Below are 16,572 nucleotides of genomic sequence, written 5' to 3'. Positions count from 1 at the left end.
CGGAAGAAATTCTTCCGGCTATTTATATGGATAAGCTATTTTTTATGGCATTTACTCAAAAATCCTCGGATCATCGCTGATTACGCCATCTATTCCCATTTCTTTTAGCTCCTGTAATCTTTCTTTGGTATTGACAGTCCATGGAATTACTTTCATTCCTAATGCATGGCACTCCTTCACCAGCTGAGATGTTACAAGATGATGTTCCGGGCTGTAAATTGAAGGTGTAAAGCTTAGAAATTTCATATCTCCCGTTACCCCATTCATATGATCAGGATAAAGCCTGAACTTTTCAACAGGTATACTGCTGAAATGGGTCCGCTGCTGGGCCAGTTTTTTATCATCTACTTTTTCCACCAGTAAGGCAGTCATGATTTCAGGGTATTCTTTATGAATGATTTCCAGTGTTCTCGGATCAAAAGACTGGATAATTACCCTGTCCTGAATCTTTTTTTCTGCAATCACCTTCATCATCAGGTCTACAAATTCTTTGGGTTCAGGATGGAAGATATTATCGGAGAAAGGTCGGGTTTTGGTTTCTATATTATAAAAAGGCAATGGTCTTTTCAGTTCACGGGCATAGGTTTCACATGCATCTATCACGTCTGAGAAAAGAGGTTTCTGAGCCTTCATTTTCTTCTGATCAGGATAATTGTCCAGTTTCTTTAAGCCTACATCAAAGGTTTGGATCTTTGCATAAGGCATTTCATAAATTTTATAATAAAAACCGGAGTCTTTCGGAATATAAGTTCCATCAGGCCTTGTTACCAGCTCAGGATACAGGAAGGCATCATGGGATAAAATTACCTTTTTGTCTTTTGTAATGGCAAGGTCCATTTCCAGAGTAGTGATATTCATTTTTAAAGCATTCTTCATCGCCGGGATGGTATTTTCAGGATACAGGGACTTTCCTCCACGGTGGGCCTGCTTATCGAAAGACTGGGCGTTATAAAATTGGGTAAACGCAAGAAATAAACCGGCAAAAAGTACATTTTTCATTCTTCAGATTTTAATCCCGTAAAATTAAAAGCTGCATCTATACTGTATACTACAGGAATATTAAGCTTTTGCTACATTTAGTGCTCCGGATATGAAATGTAGGAGGAATGAAAGTTTGTAAAGAAAATTCAGGGAGTCGCATTGTATAAAAAATAAAGAGCCGGATAATACATATCCTGCTCTCTATTTTTATGTAAGAAATATTAATTGAATAATTCCGTCTCTTCTCCTTTTCCTACCGGATATTCTTCTGTAAAGCATCCGAAGCAGTGATTGGCAGACCCTAAAATTTCTTTCAGGTTGTCTATGCTTAAAAACTCTAAAGAGTCTACTCCCAGGTAATTTTTAAGCTCTTCTGTAGACATGTTTGCGGAAATCAGATCATCTTTTGACGGTGTATCAATCCCCAGATAACATGGAGCAATGATTGGTGGAGAAACACTTCTGAAGTGGATCTCTTTTACTCCTGCATCTTTTAAGATCTTAACAAGTCTTTTAGACGTTGTCCCACGAACGATTGAGTCGTCAATGATCACTACCCTTTTATCTTTCATTTCTGAAATAATCGGGTTCAGCTTAAGGTTTACTACCCTTTCTCTCATTTCCTGGGTAGGAACGATGAAACTTCTTCCGATATATCTGTTTTTGATCAGAACAGGACGGAAAGGTATTCCTGAAGCCTTGGAGAAACCAATAGCAGCCGGAACTCCGGAATCCGGAACGCCTATTACCAGATCAGCATCTACAGGAGCCTGTTCCCAGATCTTCTCCCCTGATTTTTCTCTGATCTCATAGACATTGATATTTTCTAAGGTAGAGTCAGGTCTTGCAAAGTAAATATATTCAAAAGAACAGATTCTTTGTTTTCCTTTGGCTTCATCCATCATATAAGAATGAAGTTTTCCAGGTTCATTTTCATTGGTGTAAATGATCTCACCCGGAAGAATATCACGTACATACTGAGCTCCTACAGCATCTAATGCAACAGATTCTGAAGCTACTACATAAGAGTTCTCATTGATTGCTCCTAAAACCAACGGACGGATTCCGTTGAAATCCCTGAAAGCAAAAAACTTGTTTCTTGTCATTCCGACAACGGAATAAGCCCCTTCAATTTTTTCCATGGTGGCTCTGATGGCACCACGAAGACCTAAATCAAGGTTCTTCTGGATGAGTCTCAGAATTACTTCAGAATCGGAAGTTGCTCTGAAAACCACGCCTTCAGCTTCTAATTCCGCTTTCAGTTCTTTTGCATTGGTAAGGTTACCGTTGTGCGCTATAGAAAGTATAATCTGGTCATATTCGTTTTTAGCGAAAAATGGCTGGAAATTATATTTCTTTTTATCTCCTGCAGTCGTATAACGGGTATGACCGATTGCAGAATTTCCCATAAAAGTTTCAGGTTCCTGAATGTCTTTATAAACGTCTAAAACCAGTCCTTCATCTTTCATATTGGTAATTTTTCCATCTTTTAAAACGGAAATACCACAAGCTTCCTGACCTCTGTGCTGTAATGCAAAAAGCCCGAATTGTGAAAGAGAAAACGTATCCAGATCATTATCCGAATACAATCCGAAAATTCCACATTCTTCGTTAGGGGCATCTAATCTTTCCTCCTCCTGAGTTCTGAAAAGATTCCTTCCGTAAACCTGGTTTTCAAACTGTTTTAAATATTCACTTTTATGAATGTCTAAACTTTTCATTTCTATTTTTTCTAATGATTAGAAGTTAGATATTAGATGTTAGAAATTAGTCTAAGTTAACTTCAATTATAATTTTAAACTTGCTTTTAATGAATAAAGCATTTCTGAATTTCAGCTAAAAGTTCTTTTATTGGAGCTGTTTTACTTTCAGAAATAAAATTCAAATCAATCAGTAACTGAAGTTGGGCTTGTAATTCATAAGTAGAACCAAACGCCATTCCGAGAAACTGACAGAACTCATTTTTATTATTTCTTCCGGCTCCTTCAGCAATATTAAATATCTGACTTCTAATTTCTGAAATTATTTTGCAAGTAAATTTTTAAGACGGTTATAGATTTCAACATAGGCTTCAGTTACTTCCCCTAAGTCTCTTCTGAATCTGTCTTTATCCAGCTTCTTCATGGTATCTTTATCCCAAAGTCTGCAGGTATCCGGAGAGATTTCGTCTGCAAGGATGATCTCACCGTCTGAAGTTTTCCCTAATTCGATTTTGAAATCTACCAGGATGATGTTGATTTTATCAAAAAGGTCGATAAGGATTTCATTGATATCCGAAGTAAGCTCATACATTTCGTCAAGCTCTTCATAAGTAGCAGCTCCTAAGAAAACGGCATGGTGATCGTTGATAAGCGGATCTCCCAACTCGTCTTTCTTGTAGCAGATATCGAAGATGGTTACCGGAGACTTGATCCCTTCTTCCACTCCTAATCTTTGTGCCATACTTCCTGCAGAGTAGTTTCTCACCACCATTTCAAGAGGAATGATTGATACTTTTCTTACCAGCTGCTCTCTTTCGTCTAATTGTTTAATGAAATGAGTTTTGATTCCTTTTTCATTTAAGTATTCAAAAATAAGAGTAGTGATGGCGTTGTTCATCTCTCCTTTCAGGTCTACCTGACCTTTCTTTTGAGCGTTAAATGCTGTAGCATCGTCTTTGAAACGTACTACTACTTCATCAGGATTATCGGTAGCAAATACCTGTTTTGCTTTCCCCTCGTACAACATTTCTTTCTTTTGACTCATAATTTTACTTTCTAAATTGTAGTTAGATTTATTGATTTATTTTATTATTATTCCTGTTAAGACAGCCAGCCCAAAACTCAGCAGTGTACCAATCAATACATATTCTGTAAGTTTTCTCTGTTTTGCCTGTGCAAGGTCGCTGAACCTGAAAACAGATTTGGCGGCGACCATGAAACCTACGCCTTCCCAGTGATTCACCATGATAAAAGTGAAGACCAGAAGACGTTCTAAAATTCCGATATATTTTCCGGCACTCGTTAAAGATTCGGTCTGAATCGTGTTGGGGCCATCCGGAGCAGGCGTCCATGATGACAAAAGGATCTTGATAAAAACAGAAGCCGGTGTTGTGAGAAACAAAGCTGCCATCAGTATCTTTAAAAATTCCTGATTCTGTAAAAAGCTGAAATTAAATTCCCCGAAATAAAAAGAGATCCCGGCAATTACCAGAATATGAAGCAGCTGATCGATAAAAAACCAGCTTTTTTTTGTTTTCACAGTCTGGAAACTAAGTTTGGCTGCATCAATGATAAAATGGCTGATCCCCACTAAAACAGCTACCCACCAAAGCTGCAGATCCCAAAGAAAAACCAGGCTTAATACCGTATGAATCAGAACATGAAGGTATAAAAACTTACTTTTCAGTTTATAGTGCTCCTTATCAGCAACCCATGAATTTGGCTGAAGTATAAAATCTCCGAGTAGATGTGCCAATATGAGTTTGATAAAGATCATGCTATAGTTCTGAGATTTTCTTTTTAAAATACTGATTGGTTTCCACGATGAGCTCATAGTTGGCCCGTTTCAGTCTCTGGCTTACAGAGGACTGTGAAATAGCAAATCTCCTGGCAAGATCTTCCTGGGTAATATCCTGGTTCATGATCATCTCATGAATAATTTCTGCCGTAGCCATCGTCCAGTTATCAAAATCTTTGGAAGACCATTTCAGGAGGATGTTAAGATCTCTGTCTACAGAATCGCTGGAGGTTTTGATGGCAACGGTGTGGCCGTCATTCTTCAGGTCATTCAGTAATCTTCCGGAGTTGACATAGGCTGTACCATTGGATTCAGTGATCTTTTCAGAAGAAAAACTTTCTTCACCTATGCCTATGGCCATCCTTACATCCAGGTTTTCCTGACTTTTAATGAGAGATTTTATGGCTAGAAAATGCCAGAAAACGGAGTCAATACTGCATTTGAACTGAAACTCATCTCCCCGGTAGATCTCCCATGTGTAAGGAGCGCTTCCCCAGGTTTCGAGAAGATTTTTAAGTCTGGTAATCCAAACCTCAGTGTCTGCATGCTGTGAATTTATAATATCACCGGTAATGACCGCTATCATACTGCAAATATAAGCATAATTACTTATAAATAAAAAATATAAGCAGAAACACTTATAGATATTGATTATTAGTGAATCTGCTTATATCGATTATATTGTAAACATAAGGTTTTTAAGGCTTTAAATAAAATTGTAAAATTACAGAAGACGGAATAATTGGATTATTTTTTTACAGTGACTGCATATGATCCTCCCTATTGCTTCGTACTTTATTTGTATATAAAACCAATAAACCTAACAGGTTTTAGAAACCTGTTAGGTTTAGAGAATAAGTCAGGGAAACGGTATGACTTTATTTACTTTTTAATAAACTGTTCTGCTCTATCATCCAGTCTTAACATGTACATTCCCGCTGGAATTCCCTGTACGGAAATATTTTTCTTATTTCTGAACGGATCTTTCTCTGTATAGATCACTCTTCCTGAAAAATCAAGGATTTGAGCCATCTTCACCTTTTCAACATCACCGCTTACGTAAATATTTTCATAAACAGGATTCGGGTAAATTTTAAATTCTTTGTCAGCAGATGCAATCAGCTCTGAAGTAGATAATGTACCCAGGTTCTGACAGTAATCAGACGGATAAGAATCCCATTCACTAATATTAAAGGTACTGGTCGGGCTATTGACTGCGCTTTTTCTATATAAAGATACGTTTCCGTTGTTATTGGTGGTATATTTTACTCCAATCGCATCTACGGTAACGGTTTTATTGTAGGCCAGTTCCACATAGTTCTCTCCTTTAAACGTCAGGGGATCAGATGCCGTTACGAACTTTGCCTGTGCCGGAGTATAACATGATAAAGTAGATTTCGGGTTTAAAATAACAAAAGTTTCATTGTTCGCTACTTTACCTTCCAGTTCATAGGTATCACCATTATAGATAGCCCCTGTGCTATTGTTCTTAAACTGAATATTAATCCTGTAATTATTTAAATTAACTTCATGACCAGTTTTATTAACGATTTCCAGGGCATTATTCTTAATGGTATTGGTACTATTATTGGTACCTGATATATACTTTGTAATGATAAGATCAGGAGCATAGGAATCTGAAGCAATTGTTGCAGCTGTAACCGTATTGCTGAATGGAGATTCCAGATATCCTTTATCAAAAGCCTTTACCGTAAAAGTATACGTTGTGGACGGGCTCAGGTGATCTATGGTTATAGAAGTTTCCTTTGTTACAGCCACAGGAATGGTTGAGCCATTCATATATATTCTGTACCCCAGAACATCAGTATCAGGAGAAGCCGTCCAGTTCAGGTTGACAAAATATGCATTCTGCTGTGTTGAAGTCAGTGATCCCGGAGCTGCCGGTGCAATATTGTCAGGATTTTCAGACCAGATCATATCGATCCATTCAGGATGATCAATAAATGGGTTCCTGTTTTTCTGAATAGCATATACCGCATTATTCCTGTCAATTTCCCTTTGTGAAACCGGATCTGCGGCACTCCACTGCTTCAGCATGGCCACATAGGGAAGATCTATAGCTCTTTCTTCGGTTCCATCCAGCGGGCACTGATCTGTAGCGGGCGTAATATTGGCAGAGGTAGTGTAAGCAGTATTGAATGATCCCAGCTTACCTTCGTATCTTACCGCAAAATAAAGCAAAGTCCTTGCAATATCACCTTTGAATTCATTAATAGGCTCATATACCCTTCCCGCATAAGGATAATTGGGAATCGCAGCATTAGCCATTTTTGAACCATTAGTAAAATTATAGTAGACTGTATTCCCTCCTATTCCGTAAGGATAATTATTTCTCCTCTGATTAATATAGGCATCAACGGGAATAATAAAATTAAGATCCGAATACATGGGATAATCGCTGATGGAAGAACTTGTACTGAATGTACTTTGTGGCATCATATGCTCCCTGTTGTACCCCAGACCTTCAGCTCCGGCAGTTGATATAAGCTGAGCCGTTGTATATTCGTAAGCATCCTGTCCTGAAGGAATTTCCGAATAAATATCCAGTAAAAACTCTGTATTGGCAGCAGTGTGATCATAATACTTATCAAGATCAGTCTGAGTATAAAATCCCGGAAGGTCATCATAGTGCCAGTTGACCGTCTTTTCCGAAATAATATCGTGAAGTTTCGTTTTCAGGGCATAGCCTGTCAGTCCAGCTGTTCCGTTATAATATCCGGCAGGAGCCTGCGCAGCGATATAAGAGGAAATTAAAATAATAGGAAGTAGAATTTTTTTCATGCCTTAAAAATTGGGCGACTAAAATAGTGAAATAAAACATGTAAAAGGCTGAAAATTTTATTAAGGAAATATTAATTCTCAAAATTTAAAAAACTGGGAATTAAAATATTGAGCTTATAATGGCAGGTATGAAATAATTTTTTTAGCATTCCGTCAATTTGGTTATCTTTGGGAACTAACTATTATCTATATGAATACAGAGACTATTGACAACATCAAAATGATAGCGGAGACAGCTAAAGAATTTGCAGAGAAGAATATCCGACCGAATATTATGGAGTGGGATGAAAGCCAGACATTTCCAAAAGATCTGTTTCACCAATTGGGGGAAATGGGATTTATGGGGATTGTAGTTCCTGAACAATACGGCGGTTCCGGTTTGGGATATCATGAGTATGTTGCTATTCTTGACGAAATTTCTCAGGTGGATCCATCAATCGGTCTTTCTGTAGCAGCTCACAATTCACTTTGTACCAACCACATCTATGAATTTGGAAATGAAGAGCAAAGAAACAAATGGCTTCCTCAGCTGGCCACCGGAAAAGTAATCGGAGCATGGGGATTGACAGAACACAATACAGGTTCGGATTCAGGAGGAATGTCTACAACTGCTGTAAAAGACGGGGATGAATGGATCATCAACGGAGCTAAAAACTTTATTACACACGCTATTTCAGGAGATATCGCAGTGGTAATGACCAGAACAGGTGAAAAAGGAGCCAAAAACAATTCTACAGCTTTCGTTTTGGAAAAAGGAATGCTTGGTTTCACTTCCGGAAAAAAAGAAAACAAATTGGGAATGCGTGCTTCCGAAACAGCAGAACTTATCTTTGATAACGTACGTGTACCGGACTCTCACCGTTTGGGAGAAGTAGGCGAAGGCTTCAAACAGGCTATGAAAATTCTTGACGGAGGTAGAATCTCTATCGCGGCTTTAAGCTTAGGAACAGCAAGAGGAGCTTATAAAGCGGCTTTAAAATATGCTAAAGAAAGACACCAGTTCGGAAAATCAATCTCTGAATTCCAGGCGATCAACTTTATGCTTGCTGATATGGCCACGGAAATTGATGCTGCAGAACTTTTGATCCAAAGAGCGGCAACATTGAAAAATGCTAAGCAGAAAATGACAAAAGAAGGAGCCATGGCAAAATTATACGCTTCTGAAGCTTGTGTAAGAATTTCCAACAATGCAGTACAGATCTTCGGAGGTTACGGATATACAAAAGACTTCCCTGCTGAGAAATTCTACAGAGATTCCAAGCTTTGTACAATTGGTGAGGGAACTTCTGAGATCCAGAGACTGGTGATCGGAAGAGATATTACGAAATAACCCAAAAACTGAATACCAATGATTAAACAGGCACTTTTAGGTGAATTTCTGTATGAAGCAGAAAACACCAGAAAAATTTTAAAAGCAATCCCTGACAGCGCCCTGGACTGGAAACCGTCTGAGAAAAACTGGACGACTGCTCAGCTTGCTTCTCATATTGCAGAAGTATACAACTGGTATGAACCCACCTTCAGCCAGGACATTTTTGATATGGGAAAATACGAGTACAACAAGGGAGATATTTCCAAAGCTGAAAACATCGTTGCAAAATTTGAAGAAAATGTCGCCAAAGCGCAGAAAGCCCTGGAAAACTCTGATGAATCCACTTATTTCAATGAATGGAAAATGGAAATGAATGGTAATGTCCTTTTCCCTCCTTCTCCAAGAATACAGGTGGTAAGAGGTTTTCTGTATAATCATTTGTACCATCACAGAGGCGAGCTGGTTGTTTATTTAAGATCAACCGGAAATGCAGTTCCCGGACTTTACGGGCCTACCGCTGATGATAAAATGTAACTGAATATTGATTATTCAACATAAAACAAGGCTGTTTCACTTTTTGAAACAGCTTTTTTTGTTACCGACTACAGAATTGTAGAAAATTCTATAAAAATATTATCTGCAAAAAAAACATACAATTTGGCGTCAAAAACACACTGTTGATTTTGTGAATTAATGATGTTTTTTCAATCAATATTATTGTCTCTTTTTTATAAAATAATTAAAAAAGTCACTTTAGTTTGATTTTTTCATAATAAAAAATTCAGTTTCCCAATTTCATTTTTCTTTTATTGATCGGCTTATTCAATTATATTCAATGTATTGCATAATAAATTAAACAGATAGTCAGAAATATTCTTAAATAATTTTATTTTTCGTAACATATTTTTTATTAGCTTTGATATTCCACAATCAAAACTTATATTTCGTATGAAAAAACAATTAACCCTGATTGGAATGCTCCTTATGAGTGGTATTTCTTTCGCACAAACTGACCGCCTTTGGTCTGAAAGCTCCAGAAAAGCTTCAACAGAGATCTTTGAAAACAAAGCAGGCATTGAAAATCCGAGGGTGTACAGCCTTAATATAGACGGATTGAAAAGTGTTCTGGCAAAAGCTCCTAAAAGGTTGGCAGCCGGCGAAAAATCCGAAATCATCATTTCTTTTCCCAATTCTGAAGGCAGAATGGAAAATTTCAAAGTAAGAGAGAATTCCAACTTCACTCCGGAACTGGCCGCAAAATATCCGGACATTAAATCTTACGTAGGTCAGGGTCTTGATGATCCGAATTCTACAGTTTATTTCAGTGTTTCCCCACTTGGTCTATCTTCAATGGAAATCTACGGCGACAAATCAGCTGTATTTATTGAACCTTATTCCAAAGACCTTTCCACTTATGTTGTATACAGAAAATCTGATAAGAAGGACGATCTTAACAAATTTGAATGTACCGTAGTGGATGCTGCACAAAAAGGGGTGGCGAATTCCGGACTTGCTGCAAGACCTAACGCAGACGATGCCAAACTGAGAACCTTCAGACTGGCTTTATCCTGTACAGGGGAATATACTGCGTATTTCGGGGGCACCAAAGCGCTGGCACTTGCTGCAATGAACACTACGATGACCCGTGTAAACGGTGTTTTTGAGAAAGATTTTGCTGCGAGAATGGTTCTGATCGCCAATAACGATGCCGTCATTTATACCAATGCTTCCACAGACCCTTATTCTGCCGCTTCAGGAATGAGCAACTGGAATTCTCAGCTTCAAAGTACCCTTACTTCTGTAATCGGTGAAGCCAATTATGACATCGGGCACTTGTTCGGAGCTTCCGGAGGCGGAGGAAATGCAGGCTGCATCGGCTGTATCTGTACCAACGGCTCAAAAGGAAGCGGATATACTTCGCCGGCAGATGCGATTCCTTCAGGGGATAATTTTGATATCGACTATGTAGCTCACGAAATGGGACACCAGTTCGGAGGAAACCATACTTTCTCAATGAATAATGAAGGAACCGGAGCCAATATGGAGCCTGGTTCAGGATCAACCATCATGGGATATGCCGGAATTACCAGCCAGGATATTCAGCCACACTCTGATGCATTTTTCCATGCTATAAGCATTCAGCAGATCACCAATAATATCAAAGCTAAAACCTGCTCTGTCAATACCAACACAGGAAACTCAATTCCAACCGCGAACGCAGGTGCAGATTATACCATTCCAAAAGGAACTCCGTTTATGCTGACAGGTACAGCAACGGATGCCGACGGAGATTCTCTGACTTACATCTGGGAACAAATGGATAACGCTTCTTCTTCTCAGACAGGAGCAAGCTCTGCAGCCAGCGCTACGAAGGCTTCAGGACCTAACTTCAGATCTTGGACACCTACCACTTCTCCTGTAAGATACTTCCCGAGAATGGCTTCCATATTAACAGGGGCCACTACCACAGCAGGATCCGAAATCACTGTTGAAGCGCTTTCTTCAGTAGCCAGAACACTCAACTTCAGATTCACTGCCCGTGATAACAGAGCCGGAGGTTCAGGAAACAACTCTGACGATGCGGTAATCACTGTAAACGGAACTGCAGGGCCATTCTCTGTAACTTCACAAAACTCAGCGACAACTTACGCAGGGGGAAGCTCTCAAACCATTACATGGAACGTAGCAGGAACTACTGCAAACGGTGTTAATGCAGCCAATGTAGATATTCTTTGGTCTACAGATAACGGAAATACATGGACTACCCTATTGGCGGGAACTCCTAATGACGGTACACAAGATGTGACAATTCCTAATGTTACCACTACAACAGGTAGAATCATGGTAAAAGGATCTAATCATATCTTCTTTGATGTGAATAATGCCAATATTTCAGTAAACGCCGGTTCAGGAACTCCTGATACGGTTGCTCCTACAGCTCCTACCCTTGCCGCTTCAGGAACAACTTCTACCAGCACAAATCTTTCATGGTCAGGTGCTACGGATAATGTAGGGGTTACAGGATATGATGTATACATGAATGCTTCATTGATAGGATCTACAGCTACTACAACGTATACCGTAACCGGATTGACTCCTTCTACATCTTACTCTTTCTCTGTGAAGGCAAAAGACGCAGCAGGAAACACATCCGTTTCAAGCAATACAGTAAATGTTACTACTCTTGCAGGAGGCGGAACAGTGACTTATTGCTCTGCTTCAGCATCCAACACAGCTGATGAGAGAATCGGAAATGTAAAATTCGGAACCATCAACAATACCTCTACAGGAACTGCAGGGTATGAAAACTTCACTTCAGTTTCTACCAATGTAACAGCAGGAAGTACTTATACGATTTCGATAACTCCGGTTTGGACTTCTACAAAATATAGCGAAGCCTATGCTGTGTACATTGATTATAACGGAGACGGAGACTTTACAGACAGCGGAGAACTGGCCTGGACAAAAGCAGGATCTACAACAACTCCGGTTACAGGATCTATTACCATTCCGGCGACCGCTACAGCAGGATCTACAAGAATGAGAGTGATGATGAAATACAGCTCTATTCCTACCTCATCGTGTGAAGCTTATACTTACGGACAGGTTGAAGACTATACCCTTAATATCGCTTCTTCAGGAAGAGGTATTACCGCTGATACCAAAGACCTGATTACCGATATTAAACTGTTCCCTAACCCTGCAAAAGATGTACTGCATATCTCAAACACTACTTCTGAAGAATATAAAATCTTCGATATGGGTGGGAAACTGGTTGACTCAGGAAAACTTCAAAGAGGCTCCATCAATGTAAGCAGCCTGATCAAAGGTGCTTATATGGTACAGGTTGGAGAAACCGCCAAGAGATTCATTAAAGACTAATACCCTTTAAAATTAAACGATGTTGAAACTGCCCTCACAGGGCAGTTTTTTTATTACTGTATTGAATCGGTTCCATTCTAAAATTCCGCAGAAGACAACAAGTAAAAAATAACGTCAATAAAATTGTTTTACGAAATTAATTTTAATAAACAATCTTATTTCAAACAAAACTACACATATTTAAGTTTTTTAGTTTAATTTTATCACCTGACTTTATTGTATCGTTTAATCCAGTTGGTATTGCAGAGGACGCATCATTTCTGATTGAAAATTCCGTACCTCTTCTGATTCTGTTTTTTTAAAATAATATTAAAAAACATGTATTCAGATCTGCTGTTGAACATTTCCGGGTACAACCATTTCCCGAAGATAATAATCCTGAAAAAACATTGAAAAGAGACATTGTTTCCAAGAGGTATCATTGCTATTCTCCGTAATACCTGTTTAATTTTTTAAATAATTTAAAATTTTTTATATGAAACATGTATTTAAGTACCTCTTTTTTTTCACTGCTGTTTTTTCCTCAATAGCCTGTAGCTCAGACAGAGAAGAGGAAGTTCAGCCTCCGAGCGATGTTACGACCGTTTTCTATAAATCTGCAGACGAACTTGCAGTAACCTATGACCCGAACGGCAATGTGAATGCCAGTGTCAGAAGCCAGATATTTGAGCTCTACAGGCAAGGTAAATGGAGCGAACTGGAAGCTCTTTTCAAAGCCAACAACCTGAATGGCGGATGGCCACCTGCCAATGGCGGTTATAATATCGTTGATGAAGTTCCCCTTCAGGCCGGCCAGAAATTCGACAGGTACAGCGGAGCGGTTGGCAGCTATAACGGAACCGGAGTTCCTACTTTAGGAGGAAGCTTTACCAGCCCTATTATTAATGGCTATGTCTATACTTTTACCCAAAGAGCATTAAACCAGCCCGAAAACAAGTATGATTTTTATTACGAAATTGATGTGCTGAACAATGCAATGCAGTTTAAAACCCAGACCGCAGATATTATTCCCTGGTTCAATCAAACCGGAAAGGGAAAACAGACCATGTGGAAAATTCCTATCGATATCAATACCGGCTATCAGAAAACATGGAACAAATTAGCGGAAGAAGGTTATATTAAAGTTACGATTAAAAAAAGCCCAAGCGGAAAATATCCTAACTTAGCAGGCACGGTTATTCAGCCTTAAAATAAACTCAGATGTACCCAATATCAAACAGAATCAACATTCTCCAAAAAGCTGCTGCAGCTAAAAGTACATTCATCAACGATGAAGCATTACCGTCTGCTGTAACCACATTCACCTGTTGTGACTGCAGCCATGAAAATCCCATTGAAATACAGCCTTATTCTTCAGGATTTCCGGTTATCCAGCTCTATCATGAGGATAAAGTACTTTCCGGAGATGAATTATTACAAAACGGAATGGTCTCAGAAACTTCAGACCGAATGCTACATTTCGGAGCCTTTACACTCGATGATCTGCCGACTTTATACTTTGGAACCGGCTGTTCATCCTGCCGTTCAAAATACATCTGTGTATTCAGCTATGGAGAAAAACAGCCTGGACTGATGAAATTAAATATTTCAGGCATCTGGAAATATGAGGATCTGTAATACTTTTGAATACAGTCAGTCATTTCAATAAAATATAAGATAAACGCCCGCAGCTCTCGATTGCGGGCGTTTATTAAAAGATGATATAGCATATAACAACTCTATCTAAACAAAAAAATCCCGTTGATCCGGGATTTTAATTTTTTTATATTGCAATTTATTTGATCTCTACAGGAACTGAGATTTTATCCCAATCCATTGTGAAACCATTACTGTTTATTTTATACACTAAATTTTCCTGTGTTGCCGGTAAAGCTTTTGTTTTTACATCCACACGTAAGGCATCTTTAGATTCTTCATATTTATAAGCACCCCATTGCTTTGGTTCTTTGTTAAAAATCGCAGTCCAGGTTCCGGACTCTTTAGGGATCAGGAAAAAGCTATATTTACCTGCAGGCAGCGGTTTACCCTGAACGGTAATATTTTTATCCGTTTCAAAGGTAGTTGCTTCATTGGCACCTGCACGCCAAACTTTATTATAAGCTTCTAAACCACCCCAGATGGTACGGCCTTTAACAGAAGGACTGCTATAGTTTATTGTAATGGTTGCATCTTTAATTTTTCCCGTAGCTGTAGCCGGAGGGCTGGCAGGTTTTTTAGTATCCTGTGCAAAGGCATTCACTGAAACAGTCATGACAGCCATAAGTACGGCAGCAGATTTAATAATCGTTTTCATAAATATTTTTATTTGTTTGTTTTTGTTATTGTTAGTTTACGAATTTACTATTTTCTGCTTATAAAACAGCAACCCGATTGCAGAAAATATAATCACTGCTGCTGCTCCGATGACGTTAAGCCAAAGGAAGGAAATGATATCAAACTGATAGACCGCAATAACTGTAATTTCTGATAAAACTGCAGCGATAAATACATTGGAGCCGGTAATTTTTTTATAATAAAAGGCGACAAGGAAGATTCCCAATATCGGACCGTAAAAAAGAGAACCCAATACATTAACCGCTTCAATAAGGGAACCCATCTGCGTGGCAAACATGGCTACCCCAATGGAGAAAATCCCCCAGGCTAAAGTATGCAGACGGCTATATTTCAATTCTGTGGCATCATCAGGAATTTCTTTGCTGAATAGTAAATGAACATCTTTTAATGAGCAGGCAGCAAGGGAATTCAGGGCCGCAGAAATTGAGCCCCAACTGGCCAGGAAAATGACGGCAAACAGTAAACCGATCATTCCTGCAGGTAAGGTACTTTTCACGAAATGCAGGAAAATATAATTCGTATCTGTTTTCTCCGCATTATAGTTTGAATTATTAATTGCTTCTTCTACCCTGCCGTGAAGTGCTTTTACCTGGGTTTGTGTGTTTTTAAAATCCTGAATGGCTTTTATAAGTTGAGGAGAATCATTTTCTTTCAATTTTAGGATTTCTTTCGAATCTGCATTAAATTGTATTTGTAAATTTTGATGCTCCTTTTCAAAAACCGCAGCCTGTTCAGGTTGTGTATCCTTAAAATGCTGATAAGAACGTTCGTTAAAATAGATCGGGGCCGGCTTCAGGGAAAAGAATGCGAAGAGCAAAGCACCAATCAGGAGAATGGCAAACTGCATCGGGATTTTAACCAATCCGTTCAGCAGCAGCCCCATTTTTGCATTGGTATTGTCTTTCGCCGTAATATACCTTCCAACCTGGCTCTGGTCTGTACCGAAATAAGACAAGGCGAGAAAAAAGCCGCCAATCAGCCCGCTCCAGATATTATATTTATCCTTCCAGTCGAATTCTGTGGTGATCACATTAAGCTTTCCGGACTTCCCTGCCAGATACAGCGCATCGTTAAAACCAATACCATCCGGCATATTCTGAATCAGCAGATATCCTGCAAAAGCCATTGTTCCCAGAATAATGAGAAATTGTAGTTTCTGGGTGTGTGCGATTGCTTTTGCCCCGCCAACATAGGTGTAAATCAACAGAATCCCGCCTGTTAAAACATTGGTTACATAAATATTCCAGTTTAAAACGCTTGACAGGATGATACTCGGAGCATAAATACTGATCCCCGTTGATAATCCTCTGGAAAAAAGAAAAAGCAGTGAAGTGAGTACCCTTGTTTTTTTATCAAAACGGTTTTCTAAATATTCATAGGCAGTATAAACATTCAAGCGCTGAAAAATAGGAATGAACGTAATACAGATCACAATCATCGCCAAAGGCAGACCAAAGTAATACTGAACAAAACGCATCCCATCTGTATACGCCTGGCCCGGCGCTGAAAGAAATGTAATGGCACTCGCCTGGGTAGCCATGATACCTAAAAGCACAATGTACCAGGGCATTTTATTATCTGCTTTCAGGTAGGATTCATTGCTTTTTTGACCACGGCCGATGAATACACCGTACACAACCACTACCACGAGGGTAAAGATTAAAACTGTCCAATCTATAGTACTCATGCCCAGAATTTAGTAAACCAATAATACAATGCGATCTGCAATACTAATGCAGCAGCTAATAACAGATACCAGGTAT

Annotated in this window: 14 protein-coding genes; 5 read left to right on the top strand and 9 right to left on the bottom strand. The window is 39.0% G+C overall.

The window, feature by feature from the left end; translation table 11 throughout:
• Positions 1 to 51: 51 nt before the first annotated feature.
• The 7 genes from BBI00_RS05400 to BBI00_RS05375 form a co-directional block, all read right to left on the bottom strand.
• Positions 52 to 999, bottom strand: a complete 948-nt coding sequence (locus BBI00_RS05400) for a glycerophosphodiester phosphodiesterase family protein (protein WP_065397807.1) — start codon at positions 997 to 999, stop codon at positions 52 to 54.
• Positions 1,000 to 1,202: 203 nt separating this feature from the next.
• Positions 1,203 to 2,702, bottom strand: a complete 1,500-nt coding sequence (purF, locus tag BBI00_RS05395; protein ID WP_065397806.1) for an amidophosphoribosyltransferase — start codon at positions 2,700 to 2,702, stop codon at positions 1,203 to 1,205.
• 86 nt (positions 2,703 to 2,788) lie between these two features.
• Positions 2,789 to 2,974 (bottom strand): four helix bundle protein, encoded by a 186-nt coding sequence (locus BBI00_RS22895; protein ID WP_394363634.1) that lies wholly within the window; start codon positions 2,972 to 2,974, stop codon positions 2,789 to 2,791.
• A gap of 29 nt (positions 2,975 to 3,003) precedes the next feature.
• A complete protein-coding gene (purC, locus tag BBI00_RS05390; RefSeq protein WP_065397805.1) occupies positions 3,004 to 3,726 on the bottom strand; it encodes a phosphoribosylaminoimidazolesuccinocarboxamide synthase in 723 nt (240 codons plus the stop codon).
• Positions 3,727 to 3,762: 36 nt separating this feature from the next.
• Positions 3,763 to 4,458 carry a DUF3307 domain-containing protein gene (locus tag BBI00_RS05385; RefSeq protein WP_065397804.1) on the bottom strand — a complete coding sequence of 232 codons (696 nt, stop codon included), beginning with the start codon at positions 4,456 to 4,458 and terminating at the stop codon, positions 3,763 to 3,765.
• A 1-nt stretch (position 4,459) separates the two neighbouring features.
• On the bottom strand, positions 4,460 to 5,065 hold the full coding sequence (locus BBI00_RS05380) for a SatD family protein (protein ID WP_065397803.1): 606 nt from the start codon (positions 5,063 to 5,065) through the stop codon (positions 4,460 to 4,462).
• A 296-nt stretch (positions 5,066 to 5,361) separates the two neighbouring features.
• Positions 5,362 to 7,281, bottom strand: a complete 1,920-nt coding sequence (locus tag BBI00_RS05375) for an endonuclease (protein ID WP_065397802.1) — start codon at positions 7,279 to 7,281, stop codon at positions 5,362 to 5,364.
• Between the two features lie 190 nt (positions 7,282 to 7,471).
• Here BBI00_RS05375 and BBI00_RS05370 point away from each other — a divergent pair, with 190 nt between their 5' ends.
• From BBI00_RS05370 to BBI00_RS05350, 5 genes are all read left to right on the top strand, one after another.
• On the top strand, positions 7,472 to 8,611 hold the full coding sequence (locus BBI00_RS05370) for an acyl-CoA dehydrogenase family protein (protein ID WP_065397801.1): 1,140 nt from the start codon (positions 7,472 to 7,474) through the stop codon (positions 8,609 to 8,611).
• An 18-nt stretch (positions 8,612 to 8,629) separates the two neighbouring features.
• Entirely contained in the window at positions 8,630 to 9,127 is a 498-nt protein-coding gene (locus BBI00_RS05365) for a DinB family protein (protein ID WP_065397800.1), read from the top strand.
• Between the two features lie 414 nt (positions 9,128 to 9,541).
• A complete protein-coding gene (locus BBI00_RS05360; RefSeq protein WP_065397799.1) occupies positions 9,542 to 12,475 on the top strand; it encodes a reprolysin-like metallopeptidase in 2,934 nt (977 codons plus the stop codon).
• Positions 12,476 to 12,950: 475 nt separating this feature from the next.
• A complete protein-coding gene (locus tag BBI00_RS05355) occupies positions 12,951 to 13,664 on the top strand; it encodes a glycohydrolase toxin TNT-related protein (RefSeq protein ID WP_065397798.1) in 714 nt (237 codons plus the stop codon).
• Between the two features lie 11 nt (positions 13,665 to 13,675).
• Complete coding sequence (locus tag BBI00_RS05350) at positions 13,676 to 14,092, top strand: hypothetical protein (RefSeq protein ID WP_065397797.1); 417 nt, start codon at positions 13,676 to 13,678, stop codon at positions 14,090 to 14,092.
• 157 nt (positions 14,093 to 14,249) lie between these two features.
• Here BBI00_RS05350 and BBI00_RS05345 read toward each other — a convergent pair whose 3' ends face one another.
• Positions 14,250 to 14,768 carry a DUF2911 domain-containing protein gene (locus BBI00_RS05345; protein ID WP_065397796.1) on the bottom strand — a complete coding sequence of 173 codons (519 nt, stop codon included), beginning with the start codon at positions 14,766 to 14,768 and terminating at the stop codon, positions 14,250 to 14,252.
• Positions 14,769 to 14,804: 36 nt separating this feature from the next.
• A complete protein-coding gene (locus BBI00_RS05340) occupies positions 14,805 to 16,496 on the bottom strand; it encodes a sodium:solute symporter (protein WP_065397795.1) in 1,692 nt (563 codons plus the stop codon).
• Positions 16,497 to 16,572: the final 76 nt, after the last annotated feature.

This window comes from Chryseobacterium arthrosphaerae, from assembly GCF_001684965.1.
GTDB classification, from domain to species: Bacteria; Bacteroidota; Bacteroidia; order Flavobacteriales; family Weeksellaceae; genus Chryseobacterium; species Chryseobacterium arthrosphaerae.
Note: the sequence above shows the minus strand (reverse complement) of the source record. Positions and strands in the feature narration are given on the sequence as shown.